The sequence below is a fragment of the Pseudomonas sp. Bout1 genome (assembly GCF_034314165.1).
GTDB lineage: Bacteria > Pseudomonadota > Gammaproteobacteria > Pseudomonadales > Pseudomonadaceae > Aquipseudomonas.
Window position 1 is genome coordinate 3,976,448 of sequence record NZ_JAVIWK010000001.1, and the last position, 22,036, is coordinate 3,998,483.

At 61.9% G+C, this 22,036-nt stretch carries 16 protein-coding genes and 1 pseudogene; 13 read left to right on the forward strand and 4 right to left on the reverse strand.

Annotated elements, in window-relative coordinates:
* Window positions 1-364 precede the first annotated feature (364 nt).
* The 8 genes from RGV33_RS18550 to RGV33_RS18585 all read left to right on the forward strand — a co-directional run bounded on the left by RGV33_RS18550 (window position 365) and on the right by RGV33_RS18585 (window position 11,621).
* Window positions 365-1,516: an LLM class flavin-dependent oxidoreductase gene (locus RGV33_RS18550; RefSeq protein WP_322145535.1), complete on the forward strand. Its 1,152-nt coding sequence runs from the start codon at window positions 365-367 to the stop codon at window positions 1,514-1,516.
* 20 nt (window positions 1,517-1,536) lie between these two features.
* Window positions 1,537-2,586: an ABC transporter substrate-binding protein gene (locus tag RGV33_RS18555; protein ID WP_322145536.1), complete on the forward strand. Its 1,050-nt coding sequence runs from the start codon at window positions 1,537-1,539 to the stop codon at window positions 2,584-2,586.
* Between the two features lie 126 nt (window positions 2,587-2,712).
* Window positions 2,713-3,771, forward strand: coding sequence for an ABC transporter substrate-binding protein (locus tag RGV33_RS18560; RefSeq protein WP_322145537.1), 1,059 nt, complete (start codon window positions 2,713-2,715; stop codon window positions 3,769-3,771).
* Window positions 3,772-4,090: 319 nt separating this feature from the next.
* Window positions 4,091-6,355, forward strand: a complete 2,265-nt coding sequence (locus RGV33_RS18565; RefSeq protein ID WP_322145538.1) for a TonB-dependent receptor — start codon at window positions 4,091-4,093, stop codon at window positions 6,353-6,355.
* A gap of 214 nt (window positions 6,356-6,569) precedes the next feature.
* Window positions 6,570-9,032 (forward strand): TonB-dependent receptor, encoded by a 2,463-nt coding sequence (locus RGV33_RS18570; protein ID WP_322145539.1) that lies wholly within the window; start codon window positions 6,570-6,572, stop codon window positions 9,030-9,032.
* Window positions 9,033-9,291: 259 nt separating this feature from the next.
* Window positions 9,292-10,053: an ABC transporter permease gene (locus tag RGV33_RS18575; RefSeq protein WP_322145540.1), complete on the forward strand. Its 762-nt coding sequence runs from the start codon at window positions 9,292-9,294 to the stop codon at window positions 10,051-10,053.
* A 9-nt stretch (window positions 10,054-10,062) separates the two neighbouring features.
* Window positions 10,063-10,821: an ABC transporter permease gene (locus RGV33_RS18580; protein WP_322145541.1), complete on the forward strand. Its 759-nt coding sequence runs from the start codon at window positions 10,063-10,065 to the stop codon at window positions 10,819-10,821.
* Window positions 10,822-10,832: 11 nt separating this feature from the next.
* A complete protein-coding gene (locus RGV33_RS18585; RefSeq protein WP_322145542.1) occupies window positions 10,833-11,621 on the forward strand; it encodes an ABC transporter ATP-binding protein in 789 nt (262 codons plus the stop codon).
* 261 nt (window positions 11,622-11,882) lie between these two features.
* On the opposite strand, the pseudogene RGV33_RS18590 reads toward RGV33_RS18585, so the two are convergent.
* Window positions 11,883-12,194: pseudogene (locus tag RGV33_RS18590) on the reverse strand (helix-turn-helix domain-containing protein); the annotation flags it as partial.
* Between the two features lie 434 nt (window positions 12,195-12,628).
* Here RGV33_RS18590 and RGV33_RS18595 point away from each other — a divergent pair.
* Together RGV33_RS18595 and RGV33_RS18600 are read left to right on the forward strand one after the other, a co-directional pair.
* Entirely contained in the window at window positions 12,629-13,879 is a 1,251-nt protein-coding gene (locus tag RGV33_RS18595) for a ribonucleotide-diphosphate reductase subunit beta (protein WP_101269586.1), read from the forward strand.
* Window positions 13,880-13,931: 52 nt separating this feature from the next.
* Window positions 13,932-14,426, forward strand: coding sequence for a DUF1289 domain-containing protein (locus RGV33_RS18600; RefSeq protein WP_322145543.1), 495 nt, complete (start codon window positions 13,932-13,934; stop codon window positions 14,424-14,426).
* A 117-nt stretch (window positions 14,427-14,543) separates the two neighbouring features.
* Here the strand turns inward: RGV33_RS18600 and mdeB are convergent, their stop codons facing one another.
* A complete protein-coding gene (gene mdeB / locus RGV33_RS18605; RefSeq protein ID WP_322145544.1) occupies window positions 14,544-17,222 on the reverse strand; it encodes an alpha-ketoglutarate dehydrogenase in 2,679 nt (892 codons plus the stop codon).
* Between the two features lie 191 nt (window positions 17,223-17,413).
* On the opposite strand from mdeB, the gene RGV33_RS18610 reads away from it, so the two are divergent.
* From RGV33_RS18610 to RGV33_RS18620, 3 genes are all read left to right on the forward strand, one after another.
* Complete coding sequence (locus RGV33_RS18610; RefSeq protein WP_322148700.1) at window positions 17,414-18,340, forward strand: class I SAM-dependent methyltransferase; 927 nt, start codon at window positions 17,414-17,416, stop codon at window positions 18,338-18,340.
* A 149-nt stretch (window positions 18,341-18,489) separates the two neighbouring features.
* The gene (gene pcsA / locus RGV33_RS18615) at window positions 18,490-19,206 is read left to right on the forward strand and encodes a phosphatidylcholine synthase (protein WP_322145545.1); all 717 of its coding nucleotides are present in this window, start codon (window positions 18,490-18,492) and stop codon (window positions 19,204-19,206) included.
* Between the two features lie 300 nt (window positions 19,207-19,506).
* Entirely contained in the window at window positions 19,507-20,286 is a 780-nt protein-coding gene (locus tag RGV33_RS18620; protein WP_322145546.1) for a TSUP family transporter, read from the forward strand.
* Here the strand turns inward: RGV33_RS18620 and nudC are convergent.
* Together nudC and RGV33_RS18630 are read right to left on the reverse strand one after the other, a co-directional pair.
* Window positions 20,254-21,087, reverse strand: a complete 834-nt coding sequence (nudC, locus tag RGV33_RS18625) for an NAD(+) diphosphatase (protein ID WP_322145547.1) — start codon at window positions 21,085-21,087, stop codon at window positions 20,254-20,256. The genes RGV33_RS18620 and nudC overlap by 33 nt on opposite strands.
* Before the next feature lie 6 nt (window positions 21,088-21,093).
* The gene (locus RGV33_RS18630) at window positions 21,094-21,906 is read right to left on the reverse strand and encodes a crotonase/enoyl-CoA hydratase family protein (RefSeq protein ID WP_322145548.1); all 813 of its coding nucleotides are present in this window, start codon (window positions 21,904-21,906) and stop codon (window positions 21,094-21,096) included.
* Window positions 21,907-22,036 lie beyond the last annotated feature (130 nt).

Sequence of the window (22,036 nt, forward strand, 5' to 3'; positions counted from 1 at the left end):
TAGCCGCGCCGGGCCATGGATGGCCCGTCGCGGCGGCCCGCTTCGCGGTGCCGGAGTGAGGGAACGCCGAGCCACAGCGAGGCGCCGACAGGCGGGGCAGAGCGCTTTGGTTACTTTGCCGCTTTTGCAAAGTGACTCGCTGTAAGAGCGAAACCAATAGCGGCCCTGACCGCAACAACGGATATGTACACAAAGTGCTTCACCTACAGCACCCACTGCTGACCCAGTGTTGCTACAGACGCACCCCCCACCCCAAAAAAACCAAAAAAACCCGCCACCGTTGACCCAAGCCCCCATGGCATGCCCGTTGCAATCCCATTATCAAAAGGTCCCCGCACCTAACGTGACTAAACCCGGAGCCCCCATGACCACTGAATTTTTCTGGCGCCTGCCACTGGGCACCGACGGCCCGCAACTCACCACCGACAATCACAACCGCGGCAACCCGGACCACCGCCCCGGCAACATCGCTCCCGGCCGCCTGCCCAACGGCCAACCCGACGACTTCACCTACATCGATTACATCGCCCAGGTCGCCAAGGCCGCCGAACTCGCCGGCTTCGAAGGCGCCCTGCTGCCCACCGGCCCCGAACCCTGGATCGTCGCCGCGGCCCTGGCCCGCGAAACCCGGCGCATCAAGTTCCTGATCGCTTTCCAGGCCACCTGGACCCTGCCCGCCTACGCCGCCCAACAAGCCGCAATCCTGCAAAACCTCAGCCGTGGTCGCGTAGAGTGGAACATCATTACCGGCGGCAATCCGGCCAGCCAACGCGCCAACGGCGACTTCCTCGAACACGACCTGCGCTACAAACGCACCGGCGAATTCCTCGACATCATCCAAGGCCTCTGGGAACACGAAAGATTCTCCTACGACGGTGATATCTACCAACTGGAAAACGGCACCCTGCCCCACGGCCTGCACCACGAACGCAAGCCCGGTGTGTATTTCTCCGGCTTCTCCGACGCCGCCCTCGACGTCGCCGCCAAACACGCCGACGTCTACCTGAACTGGGCCGAGCCCATCGACAAGCTCAAGCCACACATCGAGCGCGTGCGTGAGCTGGCCGACAAGCAAGGCCGTACCGTACGCTTCGGCCTGCGGGTAGACCTGTTTGCCCGGGAGACCGAGGAGCAAGCCTGGAAAGACCTGCGCCGCCAGTTCGACAAGCTCGAAGGCAAGAGCAGCCAGGTCGCCAAGGGGTTTACCAGCGGCTCGGACTCTGTCGGCGGCGCGCGCCAGACCGCTTACCACCAGAACGTCGACCGTTTCGACGACCTGATCATCGGCCCCAACCTCTGGGCCGGCTTTGCCAAGGCCAAGCCCGGGCCCACCGTGGGCCTGGTCGGCAGCCACCAGAATATCGCCGAGCGCTTGGTGGAATACCGCGACGCCGGCTTCTCGACCTTTATCCTCGCCGGCAACCCCCACCTGGAAGAAGCCCTGCGCATTGGCCAGGAAGTCCTGCCTCTGGTGCACCAGCGCCCGGCCATCCAACCTTTGAAAGCCAGCGCCTGAACGCTGTGGGAGAACCCCTGATGACCCAACCCCTCAATACGCTCTGGTACACCCGCTGCCCCGTGCCCACAGGCCTGGGCATTGCAGTACAAAAAGGCTGGCTGCAAGACACCGTCGGCGCCCTCGGCACCGAGGTGCAGTCGCTGCGTGAGTCCGATGACAAGGCGGTACGCGAATCGCACTTTGATCACACCCTGCGCAATTCGGTGCGCCATGGCGGGAATATCCCGGCGATCTGGGCCCGTGCCCAGGGCCGGGAAACCCGGGTGATCGGGCTGTCGTGGGCAGATGAAGTGCAACTGATCCTGACCCGCCAGGACAGCGGTATCAAAACCGTCAAGGACCTCAAGGGCCGTACCTTCGGCCTGCCGGACTGGGCCGGCGCACAGATCGACTTCACCCGCGCCCAGGCCCTGCGCGGGCTGGAAAACGCGCTGTCGCTGGAAGGCCTGAAAGTCGGCGACGTAAAGCTCAAGAACTTCCGCTACGGCGGCACCTTCAGCGATACCCCGGTGCGCAATATCGCCGGCACGCCAGTCACGCAAAAAGCCAGCGAACGCAACCTGGAACTGATCGGTCTGCTGCGCGGTGAAGTCGATGCGATCTTTCTGAAAGGTGCCCACGCCGCCCAGCAGGCCCATGACTTCGGCCTGCACACGGTGATCGACACCGGCTCCCACCCGGACCCGCTGATCCGCAGCAACAACGGCACGCCGCGCACCCTGGCAGTGGACCTGAACCTGCTGGAAAACCACTTTGACGTGGCCAGCGGGATTCTCGATTCGGTGCTGCGCGCCGAACAATGGTCCCACACCCACCCGGAGGAAACCCGGCGCTACCTGGCCCAGGAAACCAACAGCAGTGAGTATTGGGTCACCGCCGCCTATGGCAACGACGCCCACTTGCGCCTGCGCACCAGGCTCGATGAACAGGCGATTGCCGCACTGCAGGACTTCACGCATTTCCTGCACCGCTGGCGCTTTATCCCGAACAGTTTTGATGTGCGTGAATGGATTGATGCACGGCCGCTGGAAGCACTCTTGAACGGCAAAACCGCGCTGGCAGGCTAACCCGTGTAGGAGCCGGCTTGCCGGCGATGACGGCCTTGAATGCGGCAATGACCTTTAGGGCCTCATCGCCGGCAAGCCGTGCTCCTACAAAGGTTTCCTATTTCATGGATTTGAACGAAGACCCTTATGAGCAAACCACTCGATACTCTCTGGTACACCCACAGCCCGGTTCCCACCGGCCTCGGCATTGCGGTGCAGTCCGGTCGCCTGGCGGAGGCTTTCCTGCCTTTTGGCACCAATATCCAGTCGTTGCGTGAGTCCACGGAGCGCGAAGTTCGCGAGGCGCATTACGACCACCACCTGAAAAACTCGGTGCGCCACGGCGGTAACATCCCGGCGATCTGGGCCTACGCCAGCGGCGTGGAAACCCGGGTGCTGGGGCTGTCGTGGAGCGATGAGGTGCAGTTGATCCTGACCACCGCCGAAAGCGGTGTGCGCAGCGTGCGCGACTTGAAAAACCGGCGCTTCGGCCTGCCGAAATGGGCCAACGTGCAGATCGACTTCACCCGCGCCCAGGCCCTGCGTGGCCTGGAAAACGCGCTCAAGCTCGAAGGCCTGGAAGTCTCCGACGTGGAGCTGGTGGACTACCCCTACGGCGGCACCTACAGCGACAACCAGGTGCAATACGTCTACAGCGCCCCGGCGAGCCTCGGAGTGAGCCGCTTCAGCCGGCGCAATAACGAACTGATCGGCCTGCTGCGCGGCGACATCGACGCGATCTTCCTCAAGGGTGCCCATGCGGTGCACCTGGCCAACGAGTTTGGCTTGCATGTGGTGGTAGACACCGGCTCGCATCCGGACCCGCTGATCCGCTCCAACAACGGCACGCCGCGCACCCTGACGGTAGACATCAACCTGTTGCAGGAGCACTTCGACGCCAGCGTGAAAATCGTCGACACCGTGCTGCGCACCGAGCAATGGGCCTGGGCCAATCCGGATGAGACCCGGCGCTTCCTGGCCCAGGAGCTCAACACCAGCGAGTACTGGGTGACCGCCGCCTACGGCGAGGATGCCCATCGCCGGCTGCGTACCACACTAGACTCGCGTTCCATCGACGCCTTGCAGGACTTCACCGATTTCCTGCATCGCTGGAACTTCATTCCACGGCGCTTCGATGTACGCGACTGGATTGATTTCAGCGTGCTGGAAAAGGTCATCGGCTCCACCTCTCGCGTAGCTGTTTGACCTCCCCCACGTAGCAGCTGTCGAGCTCCGGCGAGGCTGCGTAAACGGTGCATCTGACACACCGCAAACGCAGCCTCGCCGGAGCTCGACAGCTGCTACGGCAACACCTCCCCTGCTGCTCCAGCAGCACCTGCCACGCACTTTCTGCTGAATCCTCCACAGGTCTGTTCAAAGGCCTTTCGCGGCCTTGAAAATCTTGTTGTTAAAATTATTTATTGTTATATTTTTCAATAGCTTATGATCATGTATCGAGATTGAAATGGCCTTGGCACGATCTCTGCTCTAGCCCCTTCAAGGAAACTTTTCCGGGGGAGATTTCATGCACATGCTTAATCCGATCACCAAGGGCCTGTGGCTCGCTTTACTGCTGGCAGGCGGCACCGCCAGCGAAACTCTGTTGGCCGCCGACGCTGCCGAAAACGACGCCAGCAAAACCGAACCGTCGCTGAAGACCGTGACCGTGACCGCACAACACCGGGAAGAAACCCTGCAAGAGGTTCCGGTGGCGGTATCTGCAGTCCAGGGCACCAGCATCATTGCCGACGGCGTGCGGTCGATGGGCGATATCACCACCTTCATTCCCAACGCTTCGGCGAAGAACCCCGACGGCGACGGGCGCCCGCGCTGGTACATTCGTGGCCTGGGCACCGGCGACACCGGCGCCGCCACCGTGTACCCGGTGGGCATCTATGCCGATGACGTGTACCTGAATGCACCAATCGCCGGTGGCGGCCCGCTGTTCGACCTTGAACGCATCGAGATCCTGCGCGGCCCCCAGGGCACGCTGTATGGCAAGAACACCACCGCGGGCGCGGTAAACATTATCTCGAAGAAACCGTCCTTCGACACCGATGGCTACGGCACCATCGGCTTTGGCAGCAAGAACGAGCGCATCGTCAACGGCGCTATCGGCGGCACCCTGGTCCCGGAAAAACTCGCGGCGCGCATCTCGCTGTACTCCGAGGAGCGCGACGGTTTCCAGAAAAACCTGATCGACGATCACACCTACGGCGACGTCAACAAAAAGGCCGTGCGCCTGCAATTCTTCGCCCAGCTCAACCCGGACCTGGACGCGCTGTGGAAGATCCACAGCCGCGAGTTCAAGGGTGACGGCGCCAACGGTGCGCTGACCCTGGGGCGCTACTACAACGCAGGCTACACGCGCCCCGCCGGGCGCAACATTGCGCTGAACGTGGACGACGACTCCAAGCTCAACCATGACGGCACATCACTGACCCTCAACTGGCACTTGGGCGACTACACCCTGACGTCCATCAGCGCCTACGATTACATTCGCGGCCAATCCAGCGGTGATGCCGACTACACGCCTTACGAGGTCAACGGCACCGCCACCGCCGACAACAAATACACCCAGTACTCCCAGGAAATCCGCCTGGCCTCGCCCCAGCAGGAAACCCTGCGCTGGCTGGCCGGCGCGCACTATTTCCATGAAGACCTGGACAGCAGCGCCGGACGCTTTATCGCCCCGGGGCCCACACCCAATGGCACCGGTTCGAACCAAATCAACGGCGCCACAGACTTGCGTGACCTGGGCTACAACCACACCACCGACAGCTATGCGCTGTTCGGCAACCTGACGTACGACCTCACCGATAACTTCAGCGTCACCGGTGGCCTGCGCTGGACCCAGGAAAAGAAAGATATCGACCTCAACCTCACCCAGTTGACCCGCGCCACCGCCAACGGCCCGCTGATTCCCTTGGCTGGCGTGGGCACCAATGGCAACCGCCAGGAAGACAAGACCTGGGAAGCCTGGACTTATGACCTGACCCCGGAATACCGGATCAACGACAACGTGCGGGTGTTCTTCCGTTATGCCCACGGATTTCGTTCGGGCGGCTTCAACACCGGGCTGTCCACCAGCCTGTCGCAGCTGACCACAGTGGACCCGGAACAACTCGACGCCTACGAATTCGGCGTCAAGTCCGAGTGGTTCAACCACCGCCTGACGGCCAACGCGAACATCTTCTACTACGACTACTCGGACATTCAGGTCAACCTGCTGACCGTCAACAATGGCGTATTGACTACCGCGTTGACCAACGGCGCCAAGGGCAAGGTCAAGGGCGCCGAGCTGGAACTGGAAGGCCAACCCACCGACTACCTGCACCTGCGGGCGGCGATTTCGTTCCTCGATAGCCAGTACACCGACTTCAAGAACACCAACCCCAACACCGGTGCGGTCACCGGTGACTACAGCGGCAACAGCTTCGTGCGCTCGCCGCGCAACGTGGTGTCGCTGGGTGGCGACTACACCATCCCGCTGGAGATCGGCGGCAAGCTGGTGGCCGGTGCCGACGTGAGTTTTCGCGACAAGGAATACTTCCTTGCCGACCGCCAGAGCAGCGCCGACAAGGACTTGAGCCAACCGCACTACACCTTGGCCAACAGCCGCCTGACCTGGTACAGCGCCGACGAAAAACTCAGCGTCACCGGGTTTGTGAACAACCTCACCGATCGCCGCTACCAGGTGCATGGCCGGCCGAACGGCGGGCTGGGTCAGTACGTGATCACTTACGGCGACCCACGCACCGTGGGGTTGAGCGTGACCAGCCGCTTCTAACCCAACCCCCCAGCCTCGTGCCGGACGCTATTCGCTAAACAACGGAGATCAAATGTGGGAGCTGGCTTGCCTGCGATAGCGCGGGGTCAGCCGACCACTGTGTTGACTGGGCCGACGTCTCGCAGGCAAGCCTGCTCCCACATTTGATCTTCATTGCTCGACCAGTAGCGCCGGGCTCAGGGCAGCCAACACTATTCTTCGAAAGGACCTTTCTATGTTCCAACGTACTCCGTTGGCCGGCGCCATCGCGCTGGTCATGGGCAGCCTTGCCGTGCCCGCTGTAGCCGCCGAGACGCAGCCCACTGCCAAGACCGACAAGCTCGACACCGTAGTGGTACTCGGCACCCGCCGCAGCGACGTCACCGCCCTGCAAAGCGCCGCACCGGTGGATGTTTTGACCGGGGAGCAGTTGCAGCAAACCGGTGCTGCCGATTTGTCCGGCGCACTGACGGCACTGTCGCCATCGTTCAGCTTCCCGCAGTCGCCCCAGGGTGCCTTCGCCGGGTCCATCGCCCAGGGCGCTTCGCTGCGCGGCCTGGCTTCCGACCAGGTGCTGGTGCTGGTGGATGGCAAACGTCGCCACACCAGCGCTAACATCACCCGCCAAAGCCTGGCCAATGGTCGGGGCGCGGCAGCGGTGGACTTGAGCCTGATCCCGTTGAGTGCGATCGACCACGTGGAAATCCTGCGTGACGGCGCTGCCGCCCAGTACGGGTCCGACGCCATCGCCGGGGTGATCAACATCGTGCTCAAGCAGAAGGACGACGGCGGCAACGTCGGCTATCGCTTCGGTGGCTACAACAAGGGCGATGGCCTGCAGCGCAAATACAGCGGCTGGAAAGGCTTCGAGTTGCCTAATGACGGGTTCCTGACCTTGAGCTTCGATGCCGGCAGCCAGGACCCGGCCAGCGACACCAACCCCGACAACCGGATCTTTTATCGCGGCGATACCAGCGTCAACACGCCTCGCGAGCAGAACAACCGTTATCGCACCTGGAACTGGGGCTCCAACAGTGTCTCCGATCAGTACAACTTCCTGGCCAACAGTGAAATGGGGATTGGCGAAGGGCTGACCGCCTATGGTTTTGCCACTTATTCCCACAAGAACACCGACTCCACCGGGTTCTTCGACCCGCCCACCGCGCTGTATAACAACTACGGCAGCGTTTCGTTGCAGCGCTACCCGGACGGCCGCTTGCCGGTCACCCGCTATACCCTGGAAGACTATGCCGCCACCGGTGGCCTGCGTTACGAAAACGAGCAACTGGGCAAGTTCGACTTGGCGCTGAACCACGGCACCAACATCGTCAAGTCCACCGACTACAATGCGATCAACCCCAGTTGGGGGGCCAACAGCCCGTCGACGATCTACACCGGCGAGCGCAAGAACGACCAGACCAACCTGACCCTGGACTGGGTACGCGACTTCCCCACCGACTTGCTGTTCAAACCGCTGACCGTCTCGGCGGGCCTGGCCTGGCGCCAGGAGAATTACCAGTTAAGCGCAGGCGCGCCAGCGGCCTCGCAAAACGGCCCGCTGTTCAACACCGTTGACCCGGTGACCGGGCGCCGGCTCTCCGGGTACTACTCAGGGATTACGCCGGTCGACGCGGCCTCGCAGCAACGCAAGGTACTGGGCGCCTATGTGGATGTCGAAGGTCAGGTCACCGAGAAGTTCCAGGCCGGTGTCGCGGTGCGTACCGAGCACTATTCGGACTTTGGCGACACCACCAACGGCAAGCTGTCGCTGCGCTACGATTTCACCCCGCAGATCGCCGCACGGGCCAGCGCCAGCACCGGCTATCGTGCACCGTCTCTGGCCCAGAGTGGCATGTCGTCGTTCAGTGTGCAGGTGGTGGAGCAGCCGCCGGGCAGCGGCAACTACGTCGAGGTGCAACAGCGCACCCTGCGCGCCAACAGCCCGGAGGCCCAGGCCCTGGGTGGCACGCAGCTCAAGCCCGAGGAGTCGACCAACTACTCGCTGGGCCTGGTGTGGCAGCCGCTGGACAACGCGTCGATGACGGTGGATGCCTACCGCATCAACATCAACAACCGCATCACGTTGTCCGACCAGTTGCCGGCCTCGGTGGTCTCGCCGATCTTCGCCGGAACGCCTTACGCCAACATCCAGAGCGCGGCGTTCTACACCAACATCGCCGACACCCGCACCGACGGCATCGAGCTGACCGGCAACTACAAACTGAACCTGCAGCAATGGGGCCGTGTGAACTTCAACGCCGGTTATGCGCGCAACCGCACACAAATCACCGACCTGCGCAACGTCGGCAACATCGCCGGCAACCAGATCATCGGCCGCACCACCCAAGGCTTGATTGAGCACGGTACGCCAGACTACAAACTGACCCTCAGCGCCAACTGGGCCTATGAACAATGGGGCGTCACCGTGGCCCAGCGCCGTTATGGCGAATGGAAAAGCCTCAACGCCGCCAACCCGAACCTCGACCAGACCTTCAGCCCGCAATGGGTGACCGACCTGGACGTGTCCTACCTCCTCGGCAAGGGCATCAAGCTTTCCGCCGGCGCGACCAACCTGTTCAACACCCACCCGGACAAGGCCTCCGGTGCGCAGCTGTATGGCGTGCCGATCTACTCGATCACCAGCCCGGAGGGTGCGCAGGGTGCGTTCTACTACACCAGTGTGAGCTACGACTTCTGAGATGATGCTGATGGGGTGTTGCTGGAGCAGCAGCCCATTGTTGGCCAGGCATCATTCAGGCATTCGGATGTACACCCATCCATTGTGGGAGCTGGCTTGCCTGCGATGACGGTGGATCAGCCAGCCTCAATGTTTACTGGCCCACCGTCATCGCAGGCAAGCCAGCCCCCACATTTGGCCTTCATTGTTCTCCCCTGTTGTGTTCACTGGCACATGTCTTGCGATAGCCCTCGGGTACTTCGCTGAAATAAGACCCGCCATGCGCCCCTATCGATTACTCACCGCCCTGACCTGGCTCATCTCGCCCCTGGCCCTGCTCGCCACCTGGACGCTGGTGGCGCACCTCGGGATCTTCCCGCGCAACTTGCTGGTACCGCCGGCCCAGGTCCTGCAAACCTTTGAAGAACTGCTCGCCAGCGGCGAACTCGCTGAACACCTGGGCAACAGCCTGTCCCGGCTCGGGCTGGGCTTTGGCATCGGCTCACTGTGCGGGCTGGCCTTTGGCGTACTGATGGCCCTGTCGAAAACCGTCGAGGTGTATTGCGCCCCGCTGTTCCACACCTTGCGCCAGATCCCCAGCATCGCGCTGATCCCGATGTTCGTGCTGCTGTTCGGCATTGATGAAACCTTCAAGATCATCATCGTCGCCAAGACCGCATTTTTCCCGGTGGCCCTGGCCGCCAGCGAAGGGGTCAAGGGCATTCCCCGCAGCTACTTCGAAGTGGCCGACGTGTACCGCCTGCGCTGGCCGACCTTTGTCTGGCGCATCGCCCTGCCCGCTGCCGCGCCGCCGATCATCACCGGTTTTCGGATCAGCCTGACCCGCGCCTGGGTGGTGCTGGTGGCCACCGAGCTATTGGCGGCCGACAGCGGCCTGGGGCAGATGATCGAGATGGCCCGGCAGATGCTGCGCATCGACGTGGTGATGGTGGGCGTGGTGGTCACCGGGGTGATTGGTTTTGCCCTCGACTTTGGTTTTCGTTCACTCGAACAGCGGCTGTTTCGCTGGCAAACCCGCTAGGAGCCCGGCATGACTCTCTTGAAAAAATCCCGCGGCCTGTTGCTGCCATTGCTGTTGGTCATCGCCTGGGAATACGCCTCGCGCCAGGACGCGGCCGGCGCCTACGCCTTCGTGCCGCTGTCGGCGATCGGCTCGGCGTTGCTGGAAATGCTCGGCAACGGCGAGTTGCTGGTCAACCTGCTGGCCAGCCTGGCCCGCACCAGCGGCGGCCTGGCCCTGGGCATCCTGTTCGGCGTGGTGCTGGGGGTGCTGATGGCGCTGTCCGGCGTGGCCAACCGCTTGATCGGCCCATTGTTCCATTCGATCCGCCAGGTGCCGATGCTGGGCTGGATTCCGCTGATCGCCATGTGGTTCGGCAATGGCGAGTTTTCCAAGGTGCTGATCGTCAGCCTCGCGGCCTTTTATCCGATGGTGCTCAACACCTTCCAGAGCTTCAGCCATGTGGAGCGGCGTTATCGTGAAGTCGGCCAGGTGCTGGTACTCAGCCCGGTGCAGCAGTTCGTGCATGTGCTGCTGCCGGCGGCACTGCCAAGCATTGCGACCGGCGTACTGCATGCCCTCGCCTTCGCCTGGGTAACGGCGATCGGTAGCGAGCTGTTCCTGTCCTCCGGCGCCGGCCTGGGCAACCTGATGATGAACGCCGAAGCCGGCTCGCGCATGGAAGTGATCGTGCTCAGCGTGCTGTGCATCGGCCTGCTGGGCTATCTGATGAACCTGCTGTTTACCCGCCTCAGCCGCCACGTGCTGCGCTGGCGCTCTATTCGTTGAAGGCCATGAACATGAACGCAATTGCCCACCACGCCCTCCACACCGCCGTGCAGACCGGCGCCCTGCAGATTCGCGGCCTGAACAAGGCCTATCGGATCGAAGGCAAGCCGCTGCCGGTGTTGCACAACATCAACCTCGACGTGCGGCCAGGGGAGTTTGTCAGCATCGTCGGCGCCAGCGGCTGCGGCAAATCCACCTTGTTGCGGTTGATTGTGGGGCTGGAGGCCGAGTACGAAGGCGATATCCTGCTGGACGGCCAGCGCATCGCCGCCACCAGCCTGGAGCGCGGCATTGTGTTCCAGGACCACCGCCTGTTCCCATGGATGACCGTCAGCCAAAACATCGCCCTGGCCCTGAAAAACCACAAGTTGGCCCAGGCCGAGAAAGACCGGCAGGTGGCCGAGCACATCGCCTTGGTCAACCTCACAGGCTTTGAAAACGCCTACCCCCACCAGCTCTCCGGCGGCATGGCGCAACGTGCCGCGATCGCCCGGGCGCTGATCAACAAACCCAAGGTGCTGCTGCTCGACGAGCCACTGGGCGCCCTCGATGCCCTGACCCGGGTGCACTTGCAGCGGGAGTTGCAACGGATCTGGGTGCAACAGCGCTGCACGGTGATCATGGTGACCCACGACATTGAAGAGGCGCTGTACCTGGGTGACCGGGTGATCGTGATGGACGCGCACCCGGGGCGGATCAAACATGAAATCCACGTGGACTTGCCGCACCCCAGGGAGCGCAGTTCGTCGGTATTGCAGGGCTACAAGCAGCAGTTGCTGGAAGAGTTGGTCGGGCACTGAAGACGATGGGCATGCAAGCCCTTACACTTTGTATGGTTCTGGATATTTTATCCAGACAGCAAATGCAGCGCGCTTGTGCCCGGTTCACTTTCAGAGGTCCTTTCCATGCAAGATCTTGGCAATCACACTTTCCCGAGTTACCTGGCCCGGGCCATCGTGTCGGCTGCGGCGTGGCCACGGCGGTGATTGGCCACGGCGGCGCCGATAAACAATCTGCTCCCCTTCCCTCCCTCGTCGAAGCCGTGGCGCGCTCGACGTAGGTCATTTGGCGTAGGTGTAGACCGCCGCCCGCGAGACCCCAAGGTGCGAGGCAACTGTTTCCATGGCGCGCCGGACGTCCATCACGCCTGCTTCTTTGAGCTCTTGCATCAGCAAGCCCCGGTCGGCGGCCTTGAGGGCACGCGGGGTGGTCGCCAGGCGTGCGGCGAACTGGTCGATGCGCGCACGAATGGCGTCGGCACCGGACGGGTCGAGAGACTCGGCGGGCCGGTCGCCGCTGACCGAGCCGAACTGTTCCAGCATGCCCTGCAGGCCACGGAACAACGAGAGATCGACGTTCATGCACAAGGCCGCTTGTTCGGGAGTGTGTTTTTTCATTCAGACAAAATATCCAGTACTGGATAGACCGTCAATTTACCTTTTGGAGTGTGCACGATGGATGGCGATGAGTCGGGATCGTGGGACTCAGTCGCACAAGCGCGACTTTGGTTATGGGGAGCTGGTTGGCGAATTTTTAGCGCTGGCGCTGGCAGCGGCCGTAACCATTAAAAGTCAGGGGGGTGAGTTTTGCGCATGGCCCTGCGACAACCGGCGCAGTCTTGTGCGTTGACCATCTTTGTTACACACCATATAGTGTGCCCACAAACAAAACAGACCACTACATAGTGTGCAGAATCGATATTTACCGACCACACTACGCGCAATAGTTCAATGCCGAGTAGCCTGCAAATTACATATTTTTGGACGGGTTCACAGGCCGTCAGAACAGACCAGGAAGGAGTATTTCAATGCTGAGTTGGGATGAAGTCGACAACGAAGACACCGGTGCAGCGGTGATCAGAGGCGCCAACGCCGGGCACGCCACCGAAGCCAACATGGACCGCCTCGACGGTGCCGGCGCTGCTGCCGCGCTCGAAGCCCGCAACGTGACCGCCAACGACTCGGCCGCGATCATCCGCGCCAAGGCTGCGCTGGACAAACTCGACGTTGCCGAAGGCCTCGCCGAGCTGGAAGGCTCCGCCGCCCGCGTCGCCGTTGACGAAAAGCGCATGATCAACTGCCGCGCCGACCTCAACCAACTTGTGCCTTTCAAGTACGACTGGGCCTGGCAGAAATACCTCGACGGCTGCGCCAACCACTGGATGCCGCAAGAGGTCAACATGACCGCCGACATCGCGCTGTGGAAAAACCCGGAAGGCCTGACCGACGACGAACGTCGCATCGTGATGCGCAACCTCGGCTTCTTCTCCACCGCCGATTCGTTGGTCGCGAACAACCTGGTACTGGCCGTGTACCGCCTGATCACCAACCCGGAGTGCCGCCAGTACATCCTGCGCCAGGCCTTCGAAGAAGCGATCCACACCCACGCCTACCAGTACTGCATCGAATCGCTGGCCATGGATGAAGGCGAGATCTTCAACATGTACCACGAGATTCCATCGGTCGCCAAAAAGGCTGCCTGGGGCTTGAAATACACCCGTTCGATCTCCGATCCGAAGTTCGAAACCGGTACTGTTGAGACCGACAAAGAGCTGCTGCGTAACCTGGTCGCTTACTACTGCGTATTGGAAGGCATCTTCTTCTACTGCGGCTTCACCCAGATCCTGTCCATGGGCCGCCGCAACAAAATGACCGGCGTGGCGGAACAGTTCCAGTACATCCTGCGGGATGAGTCGATGCACCTGAACTTCGGGATCGACGTGATCAACCAGATCAAAATCGAAAACCCGCACTTGTGGGATGCCGAGATGAAGGAAGAAGCGACCCAGATGATCCTGCAAGGGACTCAGCTGGAGATCGAATACGCACGCGACACCATGCCGCGCGGTGTACTCGGCATGAACGCGGCGATGATGGAGGATTACCTCAAATTCATCGCGAACCGTCGCCTGTCGCAGATTGGCTTGAAAGAAGAATACCCGGGCACCACCAACCCGTTCCCGTGGATGAGCGAGATCATGGACCTGAAGAAAGAGAAGAACTTCTTCGAGACCCGTGTGATCGAGTACCAGACCGGCGGCGCGTTGAGCTGGGATTGATTTAAAGCGGCCCCTTCGGGGGCCGTGTTGTTTTACCTGTCGATGCTTTTTTATGCCCAATCAAACCATCAAGACCCCCTGCGTCGGCCTGTGCTCCACCGTTTACGGGGACCTGGTCTGCCGGGGCTGCAAGCGTTATCACCATGAGGTGATTCAGTGGAACGGCTACAACGCTGAAGAGAAACAGGCGGTATGGCTGCGCCTGGAACAACTGCTGGTGCAGGTGATGACCAGCAAGCTGCAGGTGCTGGACCCGCAACGCCTGCGCCAGCAACTGGAAGACCGCAAGATCCGCTTTGTGCCCCACCAATCGCCGTATTGCTGGGCGTATCAATTGATAGCCCGGGGCGCGCGGGTGATGTCGAAGCTGGATGCGTATGGATTGGCGCTGCTGCCGGAGTTTCGCGAGCGTCATCTGACGGATTTGCGCGATGCGATTGATCGGGAGTTTTTCCTGTTGTCCGAGGCGCATTACGAGCGGTACATCGCGCCGGGGTTTCTGCGGGAATCTTTTGGGGCGCCGTTGATAGCCAGTACCTTGGGATAAACACCGACTAATGTGGCGAGTGAGCTTGCTCCCGCTGGAGTGCGCAGCGCTCCCTGGATTTTGGGGCCGCTTCGCAGCCCAGCGGGAGCAAGCTCCCTCGCCACAGTTTTTGTTGTGTCAGCACACCCAGGACGCATCCCGCTCCGTCTGCAACGCGTACCGCTCTATCGCCTCTTGGCAAACCTGCCTGTCCAGACTCCCCTGCTCCACCAACGCCGTCAGCGCCGCCAGCACAATGTGATACCGGTCCACTTCAAAGAAATCGCGCAACGCCGCCCGGGTATCGCTGCGACCAAAACCATCCGTTCCCAGCACGATATACGCCGAATCCACGTATGACCCAATCATCTGCGGCACCGCCCGCACATAGTCAGAGACCGCCACCACCGGCGCGCCCTTGGGCAAGCACTCCGCCAGGTGACTGCGCCGCGCCGGCTGTAGCGGGTGCAGGCGATTCCAACGTTCCACCTCCCGGGCATCCCGCGCCAGTTCGCTGAAGCTGGTGACACTGAACACCTCACTCGCCACCTGCCAATCATCCGCCAGCAATTGCGCAGCCGCCTGGGCTTCCCGCACCAGCGTGCCGGAGCCCAGTAAGCGCACCTTGCCGTCGGGCTGCCCACTCAGCCGGTACAGGCCTTTGATGATCGCCGCTTCGACACCTTCCGGCAGGCTAGGCTGCGGGTAGTTTTCGTTCATCAGGGTGACGTAGTAGAACTCGTCTACATCGTGTTCCAGCATCTGGCGCATGCCGTGGTCGAGGATCACCGCAAACTCGCCGGCAAACGCCGGGTCGTAGGCACGGCAATTGGGCACCGTGGCAGCCATCAAGTGGCTGCTGCCGTCCTGGTGCTGCAAGCCTTCGCCACCGAGGGTGGTGCGCCCGGCCGTCGCGCCCAGCAAAAAGCCCCTGGCACGCTGGTCGGCAGCCGCCCAGATCAGGTCGCCCACGCGCTGGAAACCGAACATCGAGTAATAGATGTAGAACGGCAGCATCCGCAGACCATGCACCGAGTAACTGGTGGCCGCCGCGACCCAGGAACTGATGGCGCTGGCTTCGCTGATGCCTTCTTCCAGGATCTGCCCGTCGGTGGCCTCGCGGTAGCTGAGGATCGAGCCGATGTCTTCCGGCTCGTAACGCTGGCCGACACTGGAATAAATGCCGATCTGCTTGAACAGGTTGGCCATGCCGAAGGTGCGCGCTTCATCCGCGACGATGGGCACGATGCGCGGGCCAAGCGCCTTGTCTTTGAGCAGGTTGGTGAGCATGCGTACAAAGGCCATGGTGGTGGACATTTCCTTGCCGTCAGCCTGAGTGGCAAACGCGGCGTAGCCCGACACGGGCGGCACGCTCACGGCAGGCGCCTGCTGGCCACGGCTTGGCACATACCCGCCGAGGTCGGCGCGGCGTTTGTGCAGGTAGCGCATTTCGAGGCTGTCTGGCGCCGGTTTGTAGAAGCTCAGGGACTCGGTCTGCTCATCCGACAGCGGCAATTGGAAGCGATTGCGGAAGGCGATCAAGGCCTCGCGGTCGAGTTTCTTCTGCTGGTGGGTGGTCATCTTGCCCTGCCCGGCCTCGCCCATGCCGAAGCCCTTTTTGGTCTGGGCCAGGATCACCGTCGGCTTGCCGCTGACCCGGCGTGCGGCGTGATAGGCGGCGTGGATCTTGACCATGTCGTGCCCGCCACGCTTGAGCCGGTCGATCTGCTCGTCGCTCATGCCCTCGACCAGTTTGGACAACGCCTCGCTTTGGCCGAAGAAATGTTCGCGGTTATAGGCGCCGTCCTTGGCGGCGAAGGTCTGGAACTGCCCGTCCACGGTCTGCGACAAGGTGCGTACCAGTTCGCCGTCGGTATCCTTGGCCAGCAAGGCGTCCCAGTCCGAACCCCAGACCAGCTTGATCACGTTCCAGCCGGCGCCGGTGAACAAGGCTTCCAGTTCGTCGATAATTCGCCCGTTGCCACGCACCGGGCCGTCTAGCCGTTGCAGGTTACAGTTGACCACCCAGGTCAGGTTATCCAGGCCTTCACGGGCGGCCAGGGTCAAGGCCGACATGCTTTCCGGCTCGTCCATCTCGCCGTCACCGAACACGCCCCATACGTGGCGGTCGGTGGTGTTTTGCAGGCCGCGATGCTGCAGGTAGCGCATGAACCGCGCCTGGAAAATCGAGCTGATGGGGCCAATGCCCATGGAGCCGGTGGGAAACTGCCAGAAGTCTGGCATCAACCACGGATGGGGGTAGCTGGACAGGCCACGCGCGCCCGCCTTGCCGGCACCGATTTCCTGGCGATAGTGGGCCAGGTCGGCCTCGCTCAGGCGGCCTTCAAGGAAAGCTCGGGCATAGATACCGGGGGCCGAGTGCGGTTGGTAGAACACCAGGTCGCCACCCAAGCTGTCATTACGGGCACGAAAGAAGTGGTTGAAGCCCACTTCAAACAAATCCGCCGCGCTGGCGTAGCTGGCGATATGGCCGCCCAACTCCCCATACGCCTGGTTGGCGCGCACCACCATCGCCAGGGCGTTCCAGCGCACCAACGAGGCCAGCCGCTCTTCGGTGGCCAGGTCGCCGGGGAACGGCGGTTGCTGGGCCACGGTGATGCTATTGATGTAGGGCGTTCCGTGGCTGGGTTTCCAGGCAATGTGCGGTGCGCCCCCAGCATCGGCCAGCATGTCGAGGATCTCCCGCGCCCGCGCCGGCCCGGCATTGGCCACCAGCGAGGCCAGAGCATCGCGCCATTCGGCCAGTTCTTCCTGGTCGATCGCTGTCTGACTCACTGCACTCGCGAAACCGTTCATGGGCACCTCCGGGCTTTTTTTCCAGTTTATGTCGGCACCAAGGGATTTTTTGACTGTTGTACGCCGCACCGACAATTCTTTTGAGCACAAATCACTGCCAATCGACAAATTAGGAGCACGTTGTGCTTCAACTCCCGGAAAGCCTGCAATTGTGTTTAAAATGCCGCCCGCTCAATGACCGACGTTGCCCGATGAACCCTGACGCACTCGCCACCCTGCACGCCCATCTGCTGACCGCCCTGCAAACCGTCCCCGCTGAAACCCGGCGCCTGTTTCATGGGCGCGGCCGCTGCTGGCCGGGCCTGGAGCAACTGACCGTGGACTGGCTGCAAGGCGTGGTGCTGGTCTCGCTGTTCAAGGAGCCCGAGGCCGCGGAACTTGAAGCCTTGAAGCAGATGCTGGCGCAGATCGACTGGCTGTCATACGGCGCCCATACCGTGGCGCTGCAACACCGTTACCTGCCGCAAAGCACCACCGAATGGCTGTTGGGCGAGGCTGTCGACGAACTGACCATCACCGAAGGCGGCCTGCGCTACCTCATCGACCTGGGTAAAAAGCAGAACAGCGGGCTGTTCCTCGACATGCGCTACGGCCGCCACTGGGTACGCGAACAGGCCCGAGGCCAGCGGGTACTGAACCTGTTTGCCTACACCTGCGGTTTTTCGGTAGCCGCCATCGACGGCGGCGCCGAGCATGTGGTGAACCTGGACATGGCCCGCGGCGCGTTGAGCCGCGGCCGCGACAATCACCGCCTCAATGGCCATGACCTGAGCAAGGTGACCTTCCTCGGCCACGACCTGTTCAAGTCCTGGGCCAAGGTCATCAACAGCGGCCCGTATGACCTGGTGATCATCGACCCGCCGTCGTTCCAGAAAGGCAGCTTTTTGCTGACCAAGGACTACCAGCGGGTGCTGCGTCGCCTGCCGGATTTGCTTACGGCCCAAGGCACAGTGCTGGCATGCATGAACGACCCGGCATTCGGCGAAGACTTCCTGATCGACGGCGTAACCCGCGAGGCGCCTGGCCTGCACTTTGAGCAGCGGCTGGAAAACCCGCCGGAATTTCCCGACATCGACCCGCAAAGCGGTTTGAAGGCGCTGGTGTTTCGCCAAGGCTGATGCCGAAACGTCCTACGCTTGCTACGCTTAACCTACGCCGGGTGGTGAACCTTATCCCACCCTTCCCGGTCGATACCTGCACACTTTGGCCAGATTCGACGGTGTTACCCCGTCGGCTGCCCTGTTTCACCTTTTTGGAGAGCGCCCCTGTGATATCGACCCTGCATGTTGCCCGCCTCAAGGCCTGGGGCGCCCATGGTTTTACCGCCACCGGCGTGGTCCTGGCCTTCCTGGCCACCCTGGCGCTGCTCGACAACCAGCCCAAGGCCTGCCTGTTATGGCTGGGCCTGGCCCTGATTGTCGATGGGGTGGACGGCTCCCTTGCACGACGGGTGAACGTGCAGACGGTGTTGCCAAGCTTTGATGGCTCGGTACTGGACCTGGTGATTGATTACCTGACGTACGTGTTTATTCCGGCGCTGTTTATCTATCGCTATATCGCCCTGCCGGACTTCACCCCGCTGTTTACGGTGTCGGTGATTCTGGTGTCGTCGCTGTTCTGCTTCTGCAACGTCAACATGAAGAGCAAGGACAACTACTTCCAGGGCTTCCCGGCCGCCTGGAATGTGGTTGCGCTGTGCGTCTACATCATCCAGCCGGATGCCTGGATCACCTTGCTTACCGTAATCGGCCTGGCGCTGCTCACGGTCACGCCGATGAAGTTCCTGCACCCGTTCCGGGTCAAGCGCTTCATGCCGCTCAATATTGCAGTCACCACCATCTGGTTGCTGTGCAGCCTGCTGCTGGTGATCGACTTCCCGTATACCAATCACCTGACCATGGGCCTGTGGTTGCTGATGTCGGCCTACTTCCTGGGGATTTGCATCTGGCGCACCGCACTGGAGTGGGTCGAAACCCATAAATAGCCAGGCGGCACGGTTGAAATATGGGAGCTGGCTTGCTGTGGTGAGCAGGATTGCTGTGGTGAGCCGGCTTGTTGTGGTGAGTGGGCTTGCTGTGGTGAGTGGGCTTGCTGTGGTGAGCGGGCTTGCCCCGCGCTGGGCTGCGAAGCAGCCCCATCAATCTGTGGCAAATCCGACAGGGAACAAGCCCCCCTCACCACAGCAACCCCGCCCCCACATTTGAATCGCCTCGCCCCAAGGTTATGGTTAAGATACCGGCCTTTCGCGCAGCCCATTCTGCGCTTTGCCGACTAAGTATTGCCCATGCCCTTCGAACTCAGCGTTGACCTCACCACCCTGGCGATCCTCGCCGTCGTTGCCTTTATCGCCGGTTTCATCGACGCCATCGCCGGCGGTGGCGGCCTGCTGACCACGCCCGCCCTGCTGACCGCCGGCATGCCGCCCCACCTGGTGCTGGGCACCAACAAACTCAGCTCCACCTTCGGCTCGGCCACCGCCAGCTTTACCTTCTACCGCCGCAAGCTGTTCCATCCGCGCCAATGGGTGCATGCCATCGTCGGCACCCTGGTCGGGGCACTCACCGGCGCGGTTGTGGCCCATTACCTGCCTGCTGAAACCCTGAACAAGATGCTCCCGGTGATTGTCTTCGGCTGCGGGCTGTACCTGCTGTTCGGCAGTACACCCAAGGCAGCGTTGGACAACGACGCGCCGATCAAGCAGAAATGGCAGTCTACCCAAGGCTTTGGCCTGGGCTTTTACGACGGCGTGGCCGGCCCGGGCACCGGCGCGTTCTGGACCGTGAGCACCATGCTGCTACACCCCATCGACCTGGTAAAAGCCAGTGGCGTAGCGCGCAGCATGAACTTCGTCAGCAACGCGGCGGCGCTGACGGTGTTCATTTTCAATGGTTCGGTCGATTGGATTGTCGGCCTGAGCATGGGCGTGTCGGTGATGTGCGGCGCCTTCTTTGGCGCCCGCAGCGCAATCAGCGGCGGCGCCAAGTTCATTCGCCCGGTGTTTATCACCGTGGTGCTCGGCCTGACAGTGCGCCTAGCCTGGCAGCACTGGTTCAGCGTGGCCTAGGCGACGGGCCAGGTAGAGGTCGATCAGGTAGCGCGCAATCGAGCGCGATGCCGGCAACGGCGGCAGCGCATGGATGTTGAACCACTGCGCGTCTTCGATCTCGTCGGCCTGGGGCACGATATCGCCACCGGCATACTCGGCGTGGAAACCCAGCATCATCGAATGCGGGAACGGCCAGCACTGGCTGCCCATGTACTGGATGTTCTTGACCTCCACCTGCACTTCTTCACGCACCTCGCGGATCAGGCAGTCTTCGGCCGACTCACCCGGCTCGGCAAACCCGGCCAGGGTGCTGTAGACGCCTGTGACAAAGCGCGGCGAACGCGCCAGCAGGATCTCGTCGCCACGGGTCACCAGCACGATCATGCTCGGCGAGATACGCGGGTAGCTGCGCAGGTCACAGGCCAGGCAGAACATCGCCCGCTCCCGTGGCACCTGCACCATTGCCTGGCCGCAACTGCCGCAAAAGCGGTGTTCGCGGGCCCAGGTGCCGATTTGCGCGGCATAGCCCAGGACTTTGTACAAAGTGTGGTCACCTTGCAGCATGAACGCCCGCAGGCCCTGCCAGCCGCAGCCCGGCACATCGGCGGGGCTATTGAGTTCCAGCAGGTACACCGGCTCGCCATCCAGGTGGCCGATGCCATGCTCGGCAAACACCGACAGGTCCTGGCGCTTGAGCCATTCCCGGGGAAACAGCGGGCCGTTCTGGTCGTGTAGAAAGCCTTCGCGGCTGCGGGCCACGGCCCAGCCGCCCGGGGCGTCGTTGTCCAGCAGCGTTGTGGTAATCCAGCCTGGGGTCATGTTCAGTCAATCCACGAATTCGGGTTTCTGCTTGCTCATATGGGCCGCGATGGCCACGCGCAGGTCGTTGGATTGCAACATAGCTGAGTTCCAGGTGGCAACGTATTCCAAGCCATCATTGATCGAGTGGTCACGCATGTAGCTGATCATTGCCTTGGTGCCGGTGACGGCGATCGGTGATTTGGCGGCAATTTCCCGGGCAATTTCCATCACACCGGCCAGCAGGCTTTCGTGGTCGCTGTATACGCGATTCACCAGGCCGATGCTGCGCGCCTCTTCGGCACCGAACTGGCGGCCGGTGTAGGCCAGCTCGCGCAGCATGCCGTCGCCAACGATGCGCGGCAGGCGTTGCAAGGTGCCGACGTCGGCGGCCATGCCGATGTCGATTTCCTTGATGGAAAATTGCGCGTCTTGTGCGGCGTAGCGCATGTCACAGGCGCTGATCAGGTCGATGGCGCCGCCGATGCAGTAGCCGTGGATAGCAGCGAGTACCGGCTTGCGGCAGTTGTCCACCGCATTGAACGAGGCTTGCAGTTCGAGGATCTTGCGCCGCAGCAGGCGCGCGTTGCGGCCGACGTCCTTGCCGAATTCGTTGGCCACCGAGGCCAGCATCATCAGGTCGATGCCGGAGGAGAAATGTTTGCCGGCGCCGCTGATGACCACGGCGCGTACGGCGTCGGTGTCTTCGACCCATTGGAAGATGTCGATGATCTCGGTCCAGAACGCCGCGTTCATGGCGTTGATCTTTTCCGGGCGGTTGAGCTGCACATGGGCGACGTTGCCGCTGAGTTCGACGACAAAGGCTTGGTATTCGGACATGGCAGTGATCCTTGACTGGCGGCTGGGATAAAGGCCGAACTATAACAAGGCGACGCGTGAGGGGGTAAGGCTGTGCAAACGCCAAAAGCGGGACTGAAGAACGATGAAGGTCAAATGTGGGAGCTGGCTT